Annotated in this window: 15 protein-coding genes; 7 read left to right on the top strand and 8 right to left on the bottom strand. The window is 62.2% G+C overall.

Going from position 1 to position 16,897, the window contains the following annotated elements; translation table 11 throughout:
• Nucleotide 1: 1 nt before the first annotated feature.
• From bchC to LC354_RS03540, 3 genes are all read right to left on the bottom strand, one after another.
• The gene (gene bchC / locus LC354_RS03550; protein WP_223421466.1) at nucleotides 2-937 is read right to left on the bottom strand and encodes a chlorophyll synthesis pathway protein BchC; all 936 of its coding nucleotides are present in this window, start codon (nucleotides 935-937) and stop codon (nucleotides 2-4) included.
• 131 nt (nucleotides 938-1,068) lie between these two features.
• Nucleotides 1,069-2,184 carry an acetylserotonin O-methyltransferase gene (locus LC354_RS03545; RefSeq protein WP_223421465.1) on the bottom strand — a complete coding sequence of 372 codons (1,116 nt, stop codon included), beginning with the start codon at nucleotides 2,182-2,184 and terminating at the stop codon, nucleotides 1,069-1,071.
• Nucleotides 2,184-3,062 carry a polyprenyl synthetase family protein gene (locus LC354_RS03540; RefSeq protein WP_223421464.1) on the bottom strand — a complete coding sequence of 293 codons (879 nt, stop codon included), beginning with the start codon at nucleotides 3,060-3,062 and terminating at the stop codon, nucleotides 2,184-2,186. Before LC354_RS03540 ends, LC354_RS03545 begins: the two co-directional genes overlap by 1 nt.
• Before the next feature lie 120 nt (nucleotides 3,063-3,182).
• Here LC354_RS03540 and crtD point away from each other — a divergent pair, with 120 nt between their 5' ends.
• Nucleotides 3,183-4,724 carry a 1-hydroxycarotenoid 3,4-desaturase CrtD gene (gene crtD, locus LC354_RS03535; RefSeq protein ID WP_223421463.1) on the top strand — a complete coding sequence of 514 codons (1,542 nt, stop codon included), beginning with the start codon at nucleotides 3,183-3,185 and terminating at the stop codon, nucleotides 4,722-4,724.
• A 26-nt stretch (nucleotides 4,725-4,750) separates the two neighbouring features.
• Complete coding sequence (crtC, locus tag LC354_RS03530; RefSeq protein ID WP_223421462.1) at nucleotides 4,751-5,593, top strand: carotenoid 1,2-hydratase; 843 nt, start codon at nucleotides 4,751-4,753, stop codon at nucleotides 5,591-5,593.
• A 140-nt stretch (nucleotides 5,594-5,733) separates the two neighbouring features.
• On the opposite strand, the gene tspO is transcribed toward crtC, so the two are convergent.
• The 3 genes from tspO to LC354_RS03515 are packed head-to-tail and all read right to left on the bottom strand — an operon-like array spanning nucleotide 5,734 to nucleotide 8,781.
• Entirely contained in the window at nucleotides 5,734-6,216 is a 483-nt protein-coding gene (tspO, locus tag LC354_RS03525; RefSeq protein ID WP_223421461.1) for a tryptophan-rich sensory protein TspO, read from the bottom strand.
• Nucleotides 6,217-6,235: 19 nt separating this feature from the next.
• Entirely contained in the window at nucleotides 6,236-7,255 is a 1,020-nt protein-coding gene (crtB, locus tag LC354_RS03520) for a 15-cis-phytoene synthase (protein WP_223421460.1), read from the bottom strand.
• On the bottom strand, nucleotides 7,252-8,781 hold the full coding sequence (locus tag LC354_RS03515; RefSeq protein WP_223421459.1) for a phytoene desaturase: 1,530 nt from the start codon (nucleotides 8,779-8,781) through the stop codon (nucleotides 7,252-7,254). Before LC354_RS03515 ends, crtB begins: the two co-directional genes overlap by 4 nt.
• A gap of 98 nt (nucleotides 8,782-8,879) precedes the next feature.
• Here LC354_RS03515 and crtA point away from each other — a divergent pair, with 98 nt between their 5' ends.
• The 4 genes from crtA (at nucleotide 8,880) to bchO (ending at nucleotide 13,216) form a co-directional block, all read left to right on the top strand.
• The gene (gene crtA, locus LC354_RS03510; protein ID WP_223421458.1) at nucleotides 8,880-9,590 is read left to right on the top strand and encodes a spheroidene monooxygenase; all 711 of its coding nucleotides are present in this window, start codon (nucleotides 8,880-8,882) and stop codon (nucleotides 9,588-9,590) included.
• On the top strand, nucleotides 9,587-10,594 hold the full coding sequence (bchI, locus tag LC354_RS03505) for a magnesium chelatase ATPase subunit I (RefSeq protein WP_223421457.1): 1,008 nt from the start codon (nucleotides 9,587-9,589) through the stop codon (nucleotides 10,592-10,594). Before crtA ends, bchI begins: the two co-directional genes overlap by 4 nt.
• 93 nt (nucleotides 10,595-10,687) lie before the next feature.
• A complete protein-coding gene (locus LC354_RS03500; protein WP_223421456.1) occupies nucleotides 10,688-12,340 on the top strand; it encodes a magnesium chelatase subunit D in 1,653 nt (550 codons plus the stop codon).
• A 3-nt stretch (nucleotides 12,341-12,343) separates the two neighbouring features.
• Nucleotides 12,344-13,216 carry an alpha/beta fold hydrolase BchO gene (gene bchO, locus LC354_RS03495; protein WP_223421455.1) on the top strand — a complete coding sequence of 291 codons (873 nt, stop codon included), beginning with the start codon at nucleotides 12,344-12,346 and terminating at the stop codon, nucleotides 13,214-13,216.
• Here the strand turns inward: bchO and LC354_RS03490 are convergent.
• Both LC354_RS03490 and LC354_RS03485 read right to left on the bottom strand, forming a co-directional pair.
• A complete protein-coding gene (locus LC354_RS03490) occupies nucleotides 13,213-14,268 on the bottom strand; it encodes a ParB/RepB/Spo0J family partition protein (protein WP_223421454.1) in 1,056 nt (351 codons plus the stop codon). The genes bchO and LC354_RS03490 overlap by 4 nt on opposite strands.
• Complete coding sequence (locus LC354_RS03485) at nucleotides 14,265-15,569, bottom strand: AAA family ATPase (RefSeq protein ID WP_223421453.1); 1,305 nt, start codon at nucleotides 15,567-15,569, stop codon at nucleotides 14,265-14,267. The genes LC354_RS03490 and LC354_RS03485 overlap by 4 nt, the downstream gene beginning before the upstream one ends.
• Nucleotides 15,570-16,064: 495 nt before the next feature.
• Here LC354_RS03485 and LC354_RS03480 point away from each other — a divergent pair, with 495 nt between their 5' ends.
• The gene (locus LC354_RS03480; protein ID WP_223421452.1) at nucleotides 16,065-16,748 is read left to right on the top strand and encodes a hypothetical protein; all 684 of its coding nucleotides are present in this window, start codon (nucleotides 16,065-16,067) and stop codon (nucleotides 16,746-16,748) included.
• Nucleotides 16,749-16,897: the final 149 nt, after the last annotated feature.

Here is a 16,897-nt window from a genome sequence, read left to right as displayed (position 1 = left end):
GTCAATGCTCCCACTTCAAAATCATTTTCAGGCAGGACGCGTCCGTAAACGCCTGCTCGTAAGCCATCCGCGCATCGGCGGCGGGTCTTGTATGTGTGATCAATCCACCAAGGCTCAGCGCCCCGGCCTCGACCAACGCACGGGTCGCGGACAGATCTTCGCGGGTCCATTCGGCGGCCACGCGGAACCGGGCTTCCTTCATGAAGGCCGGCGGAAAGGCGAAAGACAAAGGCGTCGTATAAAACCCGGCCAGGACGATCTCGCCACCCTTGGCGATGCGGCCCACCAGATCGTTCAGCAGGCTGCCCTGCCCCGACGCGTCATAGATGGATGTGTAATCGCGGCGCTCATCTTCGGCCGGATCCATAACCTCATAGCCCATCGCCCCTTCGCGGCGGGCCGGGTCAATCTCCCAGACCATCGGAGCCGGTGCACCGGCGGCAATGGTAAGGCGCGCCAGCAACCGGCCCAACACGCCGTGACCCACGATCAGGTCCGGCACGGCCTTGTTCATTCCGGCCATCGAGTGGCGCGCCGTGGCCGCGAGAGCCAGCAATGCGCCTTCCGCGCCAAAACCTGCATCGATTCGCGTCACACGTGCGGCATCGGTCACAACGCGCGCCGCCGCGCCGCCGAAAAGGCCAAAGGCGTCTTCGTAACAATTGGCCCCCGGAACAAAAACGCGGTCGCCCGGCTTGAAGCCTGTCAGCGGACCCGCCTCCACCACTTCACCAGCAGCTTCGTATCCCGGCACCAGCGGATAACCCATGCCCGGAAAGGGCGGCATCTCACCGGTCCAGAACAGTTTTTCGGTCCCGGTCGAGATCCCGGAATGAGTGACATCGACCACCAGATCCGAAGCGCCCGGCGCGTTCAGCACCAGAGTGTCCAGATCGAGATCTTTCGGACCTTTCAGAAGGACGGCTGCGGTTTCCAATGCGATCTCCCGGGTTGCTGGCTGTGGCCCGCGATCTCCGAGCAGAGACTCAGAAGCGCGGTTTATGTCTTTCATGTCATATTAGTTAGACAGGGCAATGTGTCAATTAGAATTGACACATTGGATCACTTTCATTCTGAGCGCACGGCCGTGACCACCTGCGTCACAAAGGGACGCGCCGATTTATGCGCCGTGATCCGGTCAAATCCCGCCTCTGCCAACAGGTCGGAAATCTCCCCGGCGGACCGGGCCCGCCCGGTTTGCATCGCCATTGTATAAAGGGCGAAATAAACGTCGCCCGCCCGATCCGGGCGCGCGCCACCGCCCATCGGCTCTGACACGATCAGACGCCCACCGACAGGCAAAGCCTCGTAAATCTTGGCCAAAAGCGCACGCACCGTGTCATCGGCATGATCATACAGAACGCGCACCAAGGAAATCGCATCGACCCCGCCGGGCAAAGAATCATCGCGGAAAGAACCGGGTACAATCGTCACCCGATCGGCCATCGCCGCCTTTGCAAAACGCGCCTCGGCATCCGGGACCACGGGCGGCAAATCAAACAGGGTCATTTGCATATTCGGCGCTGCGTTGCCCGCCGCTTCCAGGAACGCGCCCGTGCCACCGCCTATGTCTAATAAATGTGACACATCCTTGAAGGACACGACACGCAACGTGTCTTCCGCCACCAGCTTTTGGGATTGGGCCATCAGATCGGAATAGACCGCCGCTTCGGGAGCGGGCACGTCCGCGCCAAAAACATAGGGCCAGAACTTGGACAGCTCGGTCTCGTCCGGCCCGCGCAGCAATTTCACCGGGTCCCGCAGGTCATCGTAAAAGGCGCGGTGATGGCGAATCATCGCCTCCAGTCCGGGCACACCCATCAGGGCAGCCCCCTTGCGCGCCAGAGCAAAGCGCCCATCCCGTTTGCGCTTGAGCAACCCAAGCGCCGCCCCGGCCTGCAACGCGACCTGCATCCGGTCGACAGGAATATCCAGCGCATGGCCCAGATCCTTGGCCGACAACGGCCCCGCCGTGAGGCGGTGAAACACCTGCAACTCGACCAGCGCCAGCAGCACCTGACTTTGAACAAATCCCTGAACAATATCGAAAAGCGCAGACCCATCCGCGCGCGCGCGGCCCCGGGTCAGGGGAAAGCGGCTGGCCCAGCTTTGAAATCCGGGCTTGGCCACAAGGCGATTGATCCAACCGCCCCGCCAAACCGGCATGTCACTCGTCTCTGACATCACTCTCCGGGGACGCGCTGGCTCGACACGACAGGTGTCAGGCGTTCCGCGTACATGCGCACCATTTCGGCCAGTTGCGCCTCGCCCGGGCACGATGGGATCGAGGCGATAGCCCCGCCCAGAATATCCTTGAGACGACTGATTGCGCCCTGGACGCCCAGTTCGGTCACCGCGTTGGGCCGACCATGCAGATCGTCCTGGCCCACGGGCTTGCCGAGGGTCTCACTGTCATAAAGCGCGTCGCGCAGATCATCCGCGACCTGAAAGGCCTCGCCGATGCGCGCGCCCAGCTCAAACCACGGCTCAGCCTCCTGGCCCGCGGCCACCGCGCCCATCTGGGTCGCGGCAATAAACAAGGCCCCGGTTTTGGCCTGATGATAGGCGCTCAGATCAATCTCGTCTTCGCTCTCCCAGCCCTGACCCGCACAGATCCCACCGGGCATGCCAGTGCGTTGGGCCAGCGTCATGATCAATTGGGCCACACGGTCCGGGGCCTGCGCCGACTGGCGGGCCAGAATTTCGAAGGCCAGCACAATCAGGCTGTCCCCCGTCAACACCGCCAAAGGTTCGGAAAAGGCGCGATGCACCGAAGGCTTGCCCCGGCGCACATCTGCATCGTCAAAGCAGGGCAGATCATCATGTACGAGGCTGGCACAGTGGATCAACTCAAGAGCCGCCGCCGCCGCATCCGAAACCTGCGGGCGGTCATCGCCGCAGGCCATCGCCACGGACATTAGAATCGTCGGCCGGATACGCGCGCCACCGGGCGCGGTGGCATATTCAAGGGCCTTGGCCAATTTCGGGGGTGTCGCTGTGCGTCCCTGTCCCACTTCGACCGCGTGTGCGATCGCTGCTTCGATCCGTGTGTTCAGACCCATAAATGCCTCCTCGGCGGGGTGGAGTGTAATGCTTGCGCGACACTGAAGTGTAAACCATACTGGACACATTGGCTACGCGAGTCAACAATCGCAAACATAGCCTGTGATCGAAAGGGTCCAATGCGCACATCCGACACCTCAACGCCCACCCGCGCTATAATAATAGGCGCCGGTATCGCGGGTCTGGCCTGCGCGCTGCGTTTGCGGGCCGCCGGGTTGCATGTGACGCTGCTCGAGCGGCACGCAGAGGTGGGCGGCAAGATCAGAACCATCCCCTCCCCCGCCGGGCCCATCGACGCTGGACCGACCGTCCTGACCATGCGCCATGTCTTTGACGACCTCTTTGCCTGTGCAGGCGAAGCGCTGGACGATCACGTGACCCTCGTGCGGCAGGATACGGTGGCACGACACTTCTGGCCCGACGGCACGTCGCTCGACCTTTATGCAGACGAAGCGCTCAGCACCACGGCAATCGCCACCTTCGCAGGCAGCACTGCGGCGCGGCAATTCACAAGGTTCTGCGCCCGCACGCGCGCCCTCTTTGACGCATTCGATGCTCCCATGATGCAGGCTCCGGCCCCAAAACTCGGCGCTCTGACGGCACATGTCCTGAGACACCCGAAACTGATTCCCGCGATGGCGCCGCTTTCGACGCTCAAATCGCTGCTCAAATCCTCCTTCGATGATCCAAGGCTGCGGCAACTCTTCGGGCGCTACGCCACCTATGTCGGGGGCAGCCCGACGCACGCGCCCGCCCTTCTGTCGCTGATCTGGCAGGCCGAAGCAGGCGGCGTCTGGGTGGTCAAAGGCGGCATGCACAAGCTGACGGAGGCGCTGCAGGGGATCCTTGTCGCCCAAGGGGTCGATATCCAGACAGACGCACATGTGGACCGGATCGAAGCAGACTCCGGACGGATCGCGGCCATTCATCTGAGCGACGGCACGCGGATGGGCTGTGATGTGCTTGTCCATGCAGGCGACCCCCGGGCGCTGGCCACCGGCGCTTTCGGGGCAAGTACATCCCATGTCGCCGCGCAGACTGGCAAGGCGGAGCGCAGCTTTTCCGCCCGCGTGCTGAGCTTTGCGGCCACGCCGCACGGACCGGACCTGGCGCATCACAACGTGTTTTTCAACTGCGACGCCGAAGATGAGTTTCGCGACCTCATGGCCGACCGCGTTCCAGAAAATCCCAGCTTTTACATCTGCGCACTGGATCGAGGGCAACACAAAGCCCCGCCAGATCTCGAACGGTTCGAGATCATCACCAATGCGCCGGCAACCCCAGAGACAACAGACCCCGAGGACCTCGACCCATGGCTTCATCAGATCACACAGCAGATGGCGGTGCACGGGATGCATTTCAGCCCGACACCTACGACAGCTTCGATAACGACAGCACAGAAATTCGGGCAGATGTTCCCGGCCAGCATGGGCGCACTCTATGGGCAAACGCCGCACGGGCTGACCGCCGCCCTGCAAAGGCCGACAGCGCGCACGCAAATCGCGAACCTCTATCTGGCGGGGGGCGGGACGCATCCGGGGGCAGGGGTGCCGATGGCCACCCTCTCCGCCCGGCACGCGGCCGAGGCGATCGTGAGCGACCTAACTTCGACGTCGCCGTCGGGCCGAACGGCTATGCGTGGTGGTATGTCGACGGCCTGAGCGACTGCGGCACGCGCGCGGTCTCGGTGATCGGCTTCATCGGGTCGGTCTTTTCCCCCTGGTACCGTTGGTCGGGGCGGAAGAACCCGCAAAATCACGTCTGCATCAACGTCGCGACCTACGGGCCCGGCGGCAGGTTCACCATGACGGACCGGGGCCAATCGGCGCTGCGGCAGTCCGAAACGAAATTCGAGGTGGGCCCGTCCTCCATGCGGTGGGAGAATGATCAACTGATCATCGACATCAACGAGATGTCATCGCCCCCACTCATCAACCGGATCAAGGGACAGATCAGGGTCACGCCCTCCGCCCTGACACGCGTCGAACTGGCTCTCACGGACGATGGCGCGCATATCTGGCGTCCCTTCGCGCCACGCTCGCACATCGAGGTCGATATCGACCGGCCCGGCTGGCAATGGTCCGGCGAGGGATATTTTGACGCCAATTTCGGCACCCGCGCGTTGGAAGAAGACTTCTCCTACTGGACCTGGGGCCGATACCCGACCGCAAACGGGGCCACATGCTTTTACGATGCCACCCGGCGCGACGGATCCGAACTGGCCGCCGCCTTCAGCTTTGATGCAAAGGGCACCGGGAAATCAATTCCATTGCCCCCCAAAGCCCCGATGCGACGCTCGCTCTGGGCCGTCAAACGCGAAACCCGCGGGGACCCGGGCAAACCGGCCCGGCAAGTGCAAAGCATGCTGGATGCCCCATTTTATTCACGGTCCGCGGTCGAGACGACATTGAACGGCGAAACGGTCACCGGCGTGCACGAAGCGCTCGATCTCACGCGGTTCCGCTCGGCCTTGCTCAAACCCATGCTGGCCGTGCGTGTGCCACGACGGTCCAGATGGACATTCGACTGATCCGCTCTTCATCTTGCTGAAAAAACTCCGGGGAGTATGAGGGGCTGGCCCCTCATCCCGCACAAGCAACCCAATGCAACGCACGTGCTGCACGTGCGGGACCCTCCGGGGGGAGTTTTTCTTGCAAGATGAAGAGCGGATCAGCTGATTTGCACAGGAGCTTTGGCGGCCTCTTCACGGTTCAACCGCCACACAGACGCATTTAGAGCGCCTGCAATGGTGACCCACACCAGATAAGGCACGAACAACAGGCCGGCAATCATGTCCACCTGCCAGAGCGCCAGCATTGCGCTGAAGACGGCCAGCCAGAGAATCACAATTACTCCCATGGCCAGCCGGATGTTTTGAAGTCCAAAAAACACGGGCGTCCAGAGGCCGTTGAAGGCGATTTGCATAGCCCAGAACGCCATCGCCATTCCATTGTCGGGGGCCATCGCAGCACGTGCCCCCGCCGCCGCCATACAGGTGTAAACCACCATCCAGACAACCGGAAACACCCAGTCCGGCGGTGTCCATGCCGGCTTCGACAACGCACGATACCACGGGCCGGGCGAGAATAGTCCACCCGTCACACCAGCCCCCAGGCAAGCGGCAAAGAATATGCAGAAAAGAAGCCAGAACATTCCTGCAAGATAGAGGTATTTAGCCTCTTAGCAAGGTGGCGCGATCAGATTGACGCCGCAACTCAAGCGCGGCCAGGGCTTCAAACAGACTGTCGCTGCGATCCGGCGCGGTGTTCCGGGCCGCCGCGTCCACCAGAAACGCCACTTCCGGCAGAGGTTTGGCGTAGAGCACCGCAGATTGCGGCATCACCATGCTGACCCCGCTCAGGGCCAGGGATTGCGCCATCCAGCCAAGCTTTTGCGTCCTGGAGGTCCGCGCCCGCGACGACACGCTGTCATAGTCCATCGCCGTCAACCGTCCCGCAATCCCGGCATAAATGAATCGTGCGCCATAGATCCCGGGCCGACACGCTTTCGGAAGGGCCGCAATGCCCGCCTCGGACCGGTAATAGAGCCGGTTCGCTTCCATCACCAAACGTTTGACCATGCGCCGCACAGCATTGTCTGCGCAGGGGTTTGCAAAGAAAGCTTCGCGATCGATGCCTTCTTCGTCCAGCCAGTCGGTCGGCAGATAGAGCCGCCCCTCCAGCGCATCCTCGCCCACATCGCGGGCGATATTCGTCAACTGCATCGCCACGCCCAGATCACAGGCCCGCGCCAGCGCATCCGCATCGCGCACGCCCATCAGGACGCACATCATCGCGCCCACCGCCGAAGCGACCCGCGCCGAATAATCCCGCACACCACTCAGCGTGGCATAGGTCCGCCCTTCGGCGTCCCAGGCCAGCCCTTCCAGCAGGGCATCCGGCAGCGTGCGCGGCATCTCGAACTGTTCAACCACCGCCGCAAACGCCCGGTCAGGGGCCGCATTTTCCGGCCGACCGTCATAGACCATGTCCAGCCGATCGCGCAACCGCAGCACAGCGTCGGCCTTTTCGGCCTTCAGGTCCACTTCGTCATCGGCCAACCGACAAAACGCGTAAAGCGCAAGCGCTGGATCCCGCACATGTTTGGGCAGCAATTTCGAGGCCGCATGAAAAGAGAGGGAACCGTGGCGGATGGCTTCGTTGCAGGCTTCAAGATCGCGCGGGTCCATCATTTGACGGCATCCGGTACAAGCTGGCTCAGCACTTCGGCCGTCGAGATGACGCCCGGCACACCGGCGCCCGGGTGGGTCCCTGCCCCGGCCAGATACAGGCCCTCTGCCTCTTCCGAGATGTTATGGGGTCGGAACCACGCGCTTTGGAAAATGCGCGGCTCGATCGAGAAACCGGACCCGTGTTTAGACAGGTACCGATCCTGGAACGTCTCGGGGGTGAACACCTTTTCACTGACAATTTTCGACCCTAATCCGGGCAAAAGCTGGTCTTCGAGAACCTTGAGCATCTTGGCCTTGTAAGCCGCTTCTTCTGTTTTCCAGTCTACGCCACCATGGCCCAGATGGGGCACCGGGCTCAGGACATAGAAGGTGTCGTCGCCTTTGGGCGCAACGGTCGGATCAGTTACGGAAGGCCGATGGACGTAAAGGCTCATGTCGTCCGCCAGCTTGCCCTTCATGAAGATATCGTCCAGCAGGCCGGTATAGCGCGGCGCATTCAGAATCGTGTGATGCCCCACATCGGCCCAGTCGCCCCGAGTGCCCTTCGTTCCGAAATACCAGACGAACAGGCTCATCGAATACCGGGTCTTCTTGAGGCGCTTGGGCGTCCAGCGCTTTTTGGGGGCGGAACGCATCAGGCTGTCATAGGTGTGGGCCACATCGGCGTTGCTGACGACAACATCGGCTCCAAGCTCAAGACCCGACCCCAGGCGCACACCGCGCACTTTGCCATCGCGGACGACGATCTCGTCCACCTCGGTCTGCATCAGCAATGTGCCGCCCTGATCCTCGATCACTTCGGCCATCCGCTGGGCCATACCGGCCACACCGCCCATCGCATAATGGACGCCAAATTCCTTTTCGAGATAGCTGACCAGAATATACATCGACGTCACATGGCACGGGTCCCCACCGATGAATAAAGGATGGAACGAAAACGCCATGCGCAGCTTTTCATTGCGAAACCGCTTGGCCACATGGGCGTAAACCGACCGGTCCGCCCGTAAACGCACAAAAGTGGGCAAGACCTCGATCAGATCCCACAGCTTGTGCATGGAGCGGCGCCCCAGATCCTCGAAACCGAACCAGTACCGACGCTCGCTGTCCTTGAGGAACTTGTCGAAACCGGCCACGTCACGCGGCTCAATCTTGGCCACTTCTGCGCGCATCTTGTCGGTGTCCTGCTGGGCCACGAACTTGGTCCCGTCCGGCCAGCGGATCTCGTAAAATGGGTCGAGGGACTTCAACTCGACATCGCTGGCAAAATCCCTGCCACAGGCGGCCCACAGCTCTTTGTACAACTGCGGGACCGTCACGATGGTTGGGCCAAGGTCAAAGCGATAGCCGTCCTGCCAGATGGCGGAACCCCGCCCTCCCGGCACATCCAGCTTGTCGATGACGGTGACTTTATAGCCCTTTGCGCCCAGGCGCATGGCTGATGCAAGACCGCCCAGACCGGCACCAATCACGATTGCCCGGTTTGCTGTCCCACTTTCGGTCGATTCGATATGTTCAATGCGTGTCATGTTCTCACCACACTAGATGTGTCTAGTTTAGTTGACAATTTATTTTCGACCGATAGGCTTAACTTCTGTGCCCAAAGGCACGCATACAGTGCAAAGACATGAATCAGACGACGACACTTTCTTTCTTCCGCTTCGATCGGTGGCAGGACCGCGCCTGGGCTTTGACCATGATGGGCGCTGCCCGTCTGGCGATGCCGCGCGTGCCGGATATCGGATTCTGGAAACTTTGCGGCTCCGGAACGGGCGAAGGGTTCACGCCCCGGCCCAACACCGCAGTCTATGCTATATTGTGCACATGGCCGGATGTGGAGACCGCCCGCGACCGGGTGGCCAACACCACGATCTTCCAAAAATATCGCGCACGCGCCACCGAAGACTGGACGATTTTCCTGACCCCGACTTCGGCGCGGGGCAACTGGAGCGGGCAAGAGCCGTTTTTGCCCGTGTCAGAGCCTGAAAGTGGGCCACTGGCCGCGCTCACCCGCGCGACGATCAAGCCCGGCATCCTGCCCAGATTCTGGAGCCGCGTGCCCGATATTTCGGCCGTGATCGGCAAGGACCCGAACGTGGTGTTCAAGATCGGGATCGGCGAAGTGCCGATGCTGCACCAAATCACCTTCTCGATCTGGCCCGGCGCCACCGAAATGGCCGCCTTCGCACGACAGCAAGGCGGGCCCCATGCCGAAGCCATCAAGGCCGTGCGCGAAGGCGCGTGGTTCAAGGAAGAATTATATGCCCGCTTCGCAATCCTTGGCGATACCGGCACCTGGGGCGGCAAGAGCCCCTTGCAAGGACTGGACCTTTCATGAGCAAGACCCCCTTCCCCTTTTCCGCAATCGTCGGCCAGACCGATATGAAACAGGCGATGATCCTGACTGCGATTGATCCCGGAATCGGCGGCGTGTTGGTGTTCGGGGATCGCGGCACGGGCAAATCCACCGCCGTGCGGGCGCTGGCCGCCCTCTTGCCGCCGATCAAGGCCGTGGCGGGGTGCCCGATCAACGCCGCCACATATGACGAATGCCCCGATTGGGCGGAGATCGCCAACACAAAGGCCGTCAACAAGCCGACCCCGGTGATCGACCTGCCCCTCGGCGCGACCGAAGACCGGGTCGTCGGCGCACTCGATATCGAACGGGCTCTGACGCGGGGCGAAAAGGCGTTTGAGCCGGGCCTGCTGGCGCGGGCCAATCGCGGCTATCTCTACATCGACGAGGTCAATCTGCTGGAAGACCACATCGTCGATCTGCTGCTCGACGTGGCGCAATCGGGCGAAAACGTGGTCGAGCGCGAAGGGCTCTCGATCCGCCATCCCGCGCGCTTTGTTCTGGTCGGTTCCGGCAACCCCGAAGAAGGCGAATTGCGCCCGCAATTGCTGGACCGCTTTGGCCTTTCGGTAGAGGTGCGCAGCCCCAACGACGTGGCCCAGCGGATCGAAGTGATCAAGCGCCGCGATGCCTTCGAGACGGATTTCGACAGCTTCATGGAAATCTACTCCAAGAAAGATGCCACGATCCGACGCAAGATCCTGGCTGCCCGCAAGGCCCTGCCAGCGGTGGAAACGCCTGACGCCATCCTGCACGACTGCGCAGAGCTTTGCATCGCTTTAGGCAGCGACGGTCTGCGGGGCGAATTGACCCTGCTGCGGGCCGCCCGCGCCCTGGCCGCCTATCAGAAGGACAAGGTGCTGACTCGCGACCACCTCAAGGCCATCGCGCCCATCACCCTCAGCCACCGTTTGCGCCGCGACCCGTTGGACGAGGCCGGAAGCGGCACCCGCGTGGCCCGCACCGTCGAAACGGTGCTTGGCTGATGGTGCCTGTGGCGACTGAGGCATGGCGGAGGATGCCTCCGCCTTACGGGTTGGCGTCAGAGGGACCAACCCACGCACCCCCTGCCCTGCCCCATGAGTGATCACAGCTGGCATATGGCCGCCCTTGCGCTCCGCTTGCTGGCCGTCGATCCTGCGGGACTGGGCGGTGCCGTTATCCGCATGCGCGCAAGCCCTGACCGGGACGCGATGCTTGCCAGCTTCGACAGCCCCCTGCCCCTGCGCAAGATGCCCGGCACCATCTCCGATGAGCAGCTTTTTGGCGGCATTGATCTCAGCGCGACACTTGCCTCCTCTCAAATCATTGAAACAAAAGGGTTCTTTGCAAATCCTTGCATTGTTATCCTCCCGATGGCCGAACGCTGCACCCCGACACTCGCAGCCAAGCTCGCGAGCTTGATGGATCAGTCTCTGACACAGGGGATTTTGGCCATCGACGAGGGCGCAGAGCCGGACGAACATGTTGCGGCGGCCCTCTCCGAACGGCTCGCCTTTCACATCGAACCCGTGGGGCGTCGCCCGCGCAACTGGGCGGCCCCCCTGACCATCGCGGCGGGCGCACCGATCCAGATTGCCGATGCGCTGATCCAGCTTACCGAACTGGCGGCAGCTTTCGGCATCCACTCTCTGCGCGCGCCAACGCTGGCCTTGCATGCGGCGCGGGCCCATGCGCGCCTGAATGGCCGGGATGCATTGATGGAAGGCGATGTGGAAGCGGCCGCCGCGCTGGTCTTTCCTCACCGCGCAACAACCGTTCCGCAAGAAGATGAGGCCGACGATCCCCCCCCGCCCGAGCAAGACCCCGCGCCCGAACCGGATGACGCGGACGGGCAGCAACAAAGCGATGAGCTTGAACTGCCGGACGGCGACATGCTGATCGCGGCGGTCAAGGCGTTGTTGCCGCCCGGTCTGCTGGAGGGGCTTGTCCCCGCGGGGACAAGCCGAAGCGCGGGCGGCGCCGGGGCAGGACAAACCCGCACGGGCAACCGGCGCGGACGCCCCCTGCCCTCTCGTCCCGGTCGGCTGGAAAGCAGCGCGCGCATCGATCTTGTGGCGACCCTGCGCGCCGCCGCCCCTTGGCAGCCACTCAGGCGGCAGCAGCAGCCCGGACGCACTGGCCTCCTGATCCGCCCGTCCGACATCCGCCTCAAGCGCTATGCCGAGCAATCCGACCGCCTGTTGATCTTTTGCGTAGACGCTTCCGGCTCTGCCGCAATGTCCCGATTGGGCGAAGCCAAGGGCGCGATCGAATTGCTTCTGGCCGAAGCCTATGCAAGCCGCGATCATGTTGCACTGATCGCCTTCCGCGGCACCGAAGCGGAGACACTGTTGCCGCCCACCCGGTCGCTGGTCCAGACAAAACGGCGCTTGTCCGCCCTGCCCGGTGGCGGCGGCACGCCGCTGGCATCCGGGCTCCAGCACGCGATGCTGCTGGGACAACAATCGCGCTCCAAGGGTCTGACGCCGACTGTGATCCTGATTACCGACGGCCGTGCGAACATCGCTCTGGACGGGAGCGCAAACCGGGCGCAAGCCGGTGCGGACGCCGAGCAAATGGCGAGCGTGCTGCGCGGGTCCGGCATTTCCGCTCTGGTCCTCGACATGTCCAACCGCCCACAACCTGCATTGCAAGCCTTGGGGCGCATTATGAATGCGCCTTACATCCCGTTGCCACGCGCAAACGCAGAGCGCCTCACCGACGCTGTCACTGCCGCGCTGGACGCGTGAGCCATGGACTGGAGCACGATCTCTGACTGGCCCAACGCGGCGTTGTCCCGGCGCGTTCAGGGGCCGGTTCACCGCTGGCATGTTCAGGAAGCAGGCGAAGGCAAAACCATTCTCATGCTCCATGGGGCCGGTGGCTCCACACACAGCTACAGGGAGCTTCTGCGCATCCTTGCGGAAACCCATCACGTTGTCGCGCTGGACCTGCCCGGCCATGGCTTCACCCAGCTTGGCGCACGCCACCGATCCGGGCTCGATGCCATGGCGCAGGACATCGCCGCGCTTTGCGCGCAGGAAGGATGGGATCCGGATGTGATCATCGGGCATTCGGCGGGCGGAGCGGTCGCGCTGCGGCTCGCGCAGCCGGATCTGTCCCCGCGGGGACAGTCGCCCTTGGTGATCGGCATCAACGCGGCCCTCAGCGAATTCAAAGGCCTCGCCGGTCTGTTGTTTCCCGCCATGGCCAAGGCGCTGGCTGCCATCCCGTTCAGCGCCAGATTGTTCTCCGGCGCGTCGTCCAACCCGGACCGGATCAAATCCCTGATCGGCTCAACCGGCTCTGATCTGGATGCCGAGGGCCTCGATCTCTACCGCCGCCTTGTTGCGGACAGAAATCATGTGGACGGGACGCTTTTGATGATGGCGCAATGGCAACTCAACCCATTGCTGGACAGCCTGCCGGATCATCAGGGCCCGGTGCATTTCATCGTCGGTGACAAGGACAAGACCGTGGCGCCCGAAGTGTCCGAGGACGCCGCACGGCTGATCCCCGGAGCGCAGGTGCATCACATGCAGGGGCTGGGCCATCTGCTGCACGAAGAAAGGCCCGCAGAGACTGCGGACCTTGTTCGTTCAATCATTGCCAAACATGGTGTTTAGAGACCCAATTGATCCAATAGCGCCCGCACGCCGGCCTCAAGTTTTCGGGCATCCACGGCACCGAAATCCTTGTTCATCTGGACTTCGATCTTGCCGCGTGCGCCGGTCACTTTCACGTTCCCGGAACGTCGGTTCAAGCGGATCGTGGTCTTGGAGGACGTCGACGGACCCGTCGGGCCATCGACCGTCTTGGGAGCCAGAACCTTGTTCAACAGGGCCAGTTCCGCCGCGGCGTTATGCGGTTTGTGATTATCCAGAACAGTGCCAAGATGCCGCCGCATCCGCGGATACTCCTCCATCCCCTTGATCAGCTTCAGGCCAAGCGACCGTGGGATCGCTTCGGGGAATGTCAGCTTGTCACCGATCAGGTCCATCAGCGTGCTGAAATGGGCGATGTAGTTCCGTTTCTGTCGGCCCGCCGATGCGTAGAGCGTGGCGATGGCATCGCCGAGCGGAACCCCGGTTTCGCGGGCATAGGACGAGGCAAGCTGGCCCATCTCCGCAAAGGAAATGTCGCGCCGCACGAGGTTTTCGTCGACCATCCGGCGGTAGAGGTTTTCAAGCGCCTCTCCCCTGGCCACCAATGTGGCGGGAATGGTCAAAAATTTCTTGTCCCCGGTTTGCTGGTAAAGGGACCTATAAGCCGCAAGACGGCGGTAGCCCTGGATCAGCTCATAGCCATGCCCCGTGTCTTCGACCTGGATCGGATTGGACAGGCCGATGTCGCGGATCGAGGTTTTCAATTCGTTGAACTCGGTATCCTCACCCTTGCCCCGGTCGCGGGTCAGCTTGGTCATTTTCACGTCGTCGATGGGGAGGCGCGCAACGATTGCGCCGTCTTTTTTCAGCGAGACGTATTCATGGGCCAGCCGATCGTTTTCGGCACGGATCGCGGCTTCGGCGGACTTGCGTTCCGTCAGCGCGTCGGCGTTCTCGGAAATTGCAGCGGCCATCGGACCGCGGCGTGCGGGTTCATCCGCCGGGGCAGGGGTGTCGGAAGCCATATCGGCTTCCGGTTCAAAGTCGATATCGAATACGCGGCGCTTGCTCATGCCTCATCCTCCAGCTTGTCCCAGGCGTCACCCAAATTGGTCTTGAATTCATCATAGGCGCGGTCGAACGAGGCGCGGGCGCGGCGCCAGGTTTCGCGCGTCATGTCGCGGTAGTCGATTTCATAGATGCTCGATAAAAAGCGCCCCGATTGTTCGACGGCCCGTGTCATCTCGATCGGATGTTCACAGACCCGATCCCCGAACACTTTCTGGAACGCGCCCTGCATGGCCCGGTGCAATTCGTTGCCGGACTCGTAGCGCGTCAGCAGGAACCGCAAGTCGAGAAATGTCTTGGGCAGTGTCATCGTCCCCTCGGGGACAAGCCCGTTGAAACGGCTGAGATCCTCCAGCGCTTCGGCAAGCTGGCCGATGAAGGACGTCGTGGAATCGTATTCCCAATAGCCGGGGCCAGAAGGGACATAGAGCACATCGGCGGCAAAAACCGCATTCATGGATTGATAGCCGATGGCGGGTGGGCAGTCGAAAATAATCAGGTCGTAGGCGTCGGGGCTGAGCTGATCGAGGAAGCGCGACACCGGCGCAAAGAAGGACCATTCCGGGTTGAGGTGCCGGTATTGGGCGGAGGCAAATTCGACAAAGGCCGCGTTGGCGCAGGAGGGCACGATATCGATGGTGGGCCAGTTCGTCGGCTTGATGAAATCCGAGGCGCGCAGGTCCGACAGCCCCATGTCGGTGATCGCGGCGGGCAGGCGGCGTTGCGGCAGGGCGGCGCCCGATTCCGCGCCGTGCATGGCAGAGTTCATCCGGTCGGTTTCATTGGCCAGATCGCGCGCCATGATCCCCCAGACCGTGTATTCTTCGGCCACGTCCGAGAGGCCCATGGAATGGCTGAGCGTGGCCTGCGGGTCGAAATCGATACAAAGCACCCGGTAGCCATCGAGGGCGGCGGCATGGGCAAAGTGCAGCGCCACCGTCGACTTGCCGGCCCCGCCCTTGAAGTTGGCGATGGCGGCGCGGATCGCGCGTTTTCCGGGCGGGCGGTACGGCATGAGCGACTTGCGGTTCACCTTGATGCGGCGGCGCAGTTCGTTGATCTCTTCGAGGGAATACCAGCGCTGGCGTCCGTCCTCTTCGACGATGCCCTGGGGCAGGGAGGGATCGGCGGCAAGACGTCCGCGCAGGGTGGATTGGTTGGCCTTGAAGATCAGCTCCGCCACTTCCCAGCTGGAAAACCGGCGCAGCGTCTTCTCGTTTTGCGGCGAGTAGGTCTGCTGCCGGATAAAGCCCTGCATCTTGAGCGACTGGGCTTGTAATTTGGCGAGGTCTGAATGGGTAAACATGGTCTGCCTGTGGGTTTGTCCCCGCGGGGACGTCTGTTTTCGGCCCCTCATGGGACGCTTTTGGTGCTCAATTTCTGATTTACGCTGCTTTTGCAAAAAAAGCAAAAGGGGAATATCATTTCGTAACCGTGCCGAACGCCTTGTTTATCTGACGGTGTCTGAAGACTGGGAGCGATTCGCCGGGATGCCAGGTTTTTCTAGAATGTGGCGGCTTATATGGGGGACAGCTTGGAACATTTCGCTAGCTATGGGGTGACAAAAGCGATCAAACAGGGGACAGCCTGCATGTCCCCCTATACCATTAATACCTCAAATCTTGTTTTTGAATTGGGTTGGGATATCGCCCTTTGTGCGATCAACCCTTGACAGAATCGTCACTCAAGACGCAAATCGGAGGGAGACGCGGAAAAGCGGCCAGAACCGCCGGGACCAGATCCCACCGCAGGCAGGTATGACCCGGGCAATGTCCCGGCTCTTTCAACATCGAGGGCAGCTATGCAAACGCTAAGGCCGGTTGGCCAGGGAGCCTCTGCGCGCAAATATGATATTCTGACAGCCTTGGGGGCCTATGCGCTGGCGCAGGGCAAACACGATCAACGCCGGGTCCTGCGGCTGATGACGCTGGTGACGGCGCGCTATAACTGGGCGCGCGATGAACTTGCCGTTGGGCAACGCGAGATTGCGCGGCTGTGGTCGGTCGATGAACGTACCGTCAAACGCGAGATGGCCCTGTTGCGCGCGCGCGGATGGTTGGTGGTGCGCCGTCAGGGAACACGGGGGCGGGTGACCCAATATGGTCTCGATCTGGGTCGCATGCTGGACGACACGGCGCCGCAATGGCCAGCGGTCGGACCGGATTTCGAATTGCGGATGGGGCAGGGGGATGCGGCTGATGATACCGTCGTGCCCATGCCGGTCAAAGGAAACGTGCGCGCGCCCGATATCAGCCCCGGCACGGAGTGGGCGCTGGCGCAGGCCGTGCTGCATGGCAATGACCCGGGGCTCTATGCCAGTTGGATTGCAGGGCTTGAACGGGTGGAGCGGGCAGGCGGGCGGCTGACCCTTCGCGCGCCGTCGCGGTTTCACGGTGCTTATGTGCAGACCCATCTGGAACGGCGCATCCTGGCCGCCTGCCGTGAGGTGGACGGAGATGTGAGCGAGGTGCGGGTGGTGGTTTAGCCCGAAAATTGCTCGCACGCGCGGAGATTTGATTTTCGACGCTTGCCGACAGGACCTTTTCCGCTTGGTGGTTCAACGGTATTGCCAAGTTGTTCGGCCGTTATGGCTAGGTTAATTTGATGCCATGAACATCCCAACCAATATGCCGT

Source organism: Tateyamaria pelophila (assembly GCF_019966495.1).
Taxonomy (GTDB): domain Bacteria; phylum Pseudomonadota; class Alphaproteobacteria; order Rhodobacterales; family Rhodobacteraceae; genus Tateyamaria; species Tateyamaria pelophila.
The sequence above is the reverse complement of the archived record's forward strand: the minus strand, read 5'-3'. Positions and strand labels throughout refer to the sequence as shown.

Excerpts from the sequence above, each read along its gene's own strand:
- tspO (WP_223421461.1), bottom strand. The coding sequence starts at position 6,216 with ATGTTCTGGCTTCTTTTCTGCATATTCTTTGCCGCTTGCCTGGGGGCT.
- bchO (WP_223421455.1), top strand. The coding sequence starts at position 12,344 with ATGGACTGGAGCACGATCTCTGACTGGCCCAACGCGGCGTTGTCCCGG.
- LC354_RS03540 (WP_223421464.1), bottom strand. The coding sequence starts at position 3,062 with ATGGGTCTGAACACACGGATCGAAGCAGCGATCGCACACGCGGTCGAA.
- LC354_RS03545 (WP_223421465.1), bottom strand. The coding sequence starts at position 2,184 with ATGTCAGAGACGAGTGACATGCCGGTTTGGCGGGGCGGTTGGATCAAT.
- bchI (WP_223421457.1), top strand. The coding sequence starts at position 9,587 with ATGAGCAAGACCCCCTTCCCCTTTTCCGCAATCGTCGGCCAGACCGAT.
- LC354_RS03490 (WP_223421454.1), bottom strand. The coding sequence starts at position 14,268 with ATGAGCAAGCGCCGCGTATTCGATATCGACTTTGAACCGGAAGCCGAT.
- LC354_RS03515 (WP_223421459.1), bottom strand. The coding sequence starts at position 8,781 with ATGACACGCATTGAACATATCGAATCGACCGAAAGTGGGACAGCAAAC.
- crtA (WP_223421458.1), top strand. The coding sequence starts at position 8,880 with ATGAATCAGACGACGACACTTTCTTTCTTCCGCTTCGATCGGTGGCAG.
- crtB (WP_223421460.1), bottom strand. The coding sequence starts at position 7,255 with ATGATGGACCCGCGCGATCTTGAAGCCTGCAACGAAGCCATCCGCCAC.
- LC354_RS03485 (WP_223421453.1), bottom strand. The coding sequence starts at position 15,569 with ATGTTTACCCATTCAGACCTCGCCAAATTACAAGCCCAGTCGCTCAAG.
- LC354_RS03500 (WP_223421456.1), top strand. The coding sequence starts at position 10,688 with ATGAGTGATCACAGCTGGCATATGGCCGCCCTTGCGCTCCGCTTGCTG.
- crtD (WP_223421463.1), top strand. The coding sequence starts at position 3,183 with ATGCGCACATCCGACACCTCAACGCCCACCCGCGCTATAATAATAGGC.
- LC354_RS03480 (WP_223421452.1), top strand. The coding sequence starts at position 16,065 with ATGCAAACGCTAAGGCCGGTTGGCCAGGGAGCCTCTGCGCGCAAATAT.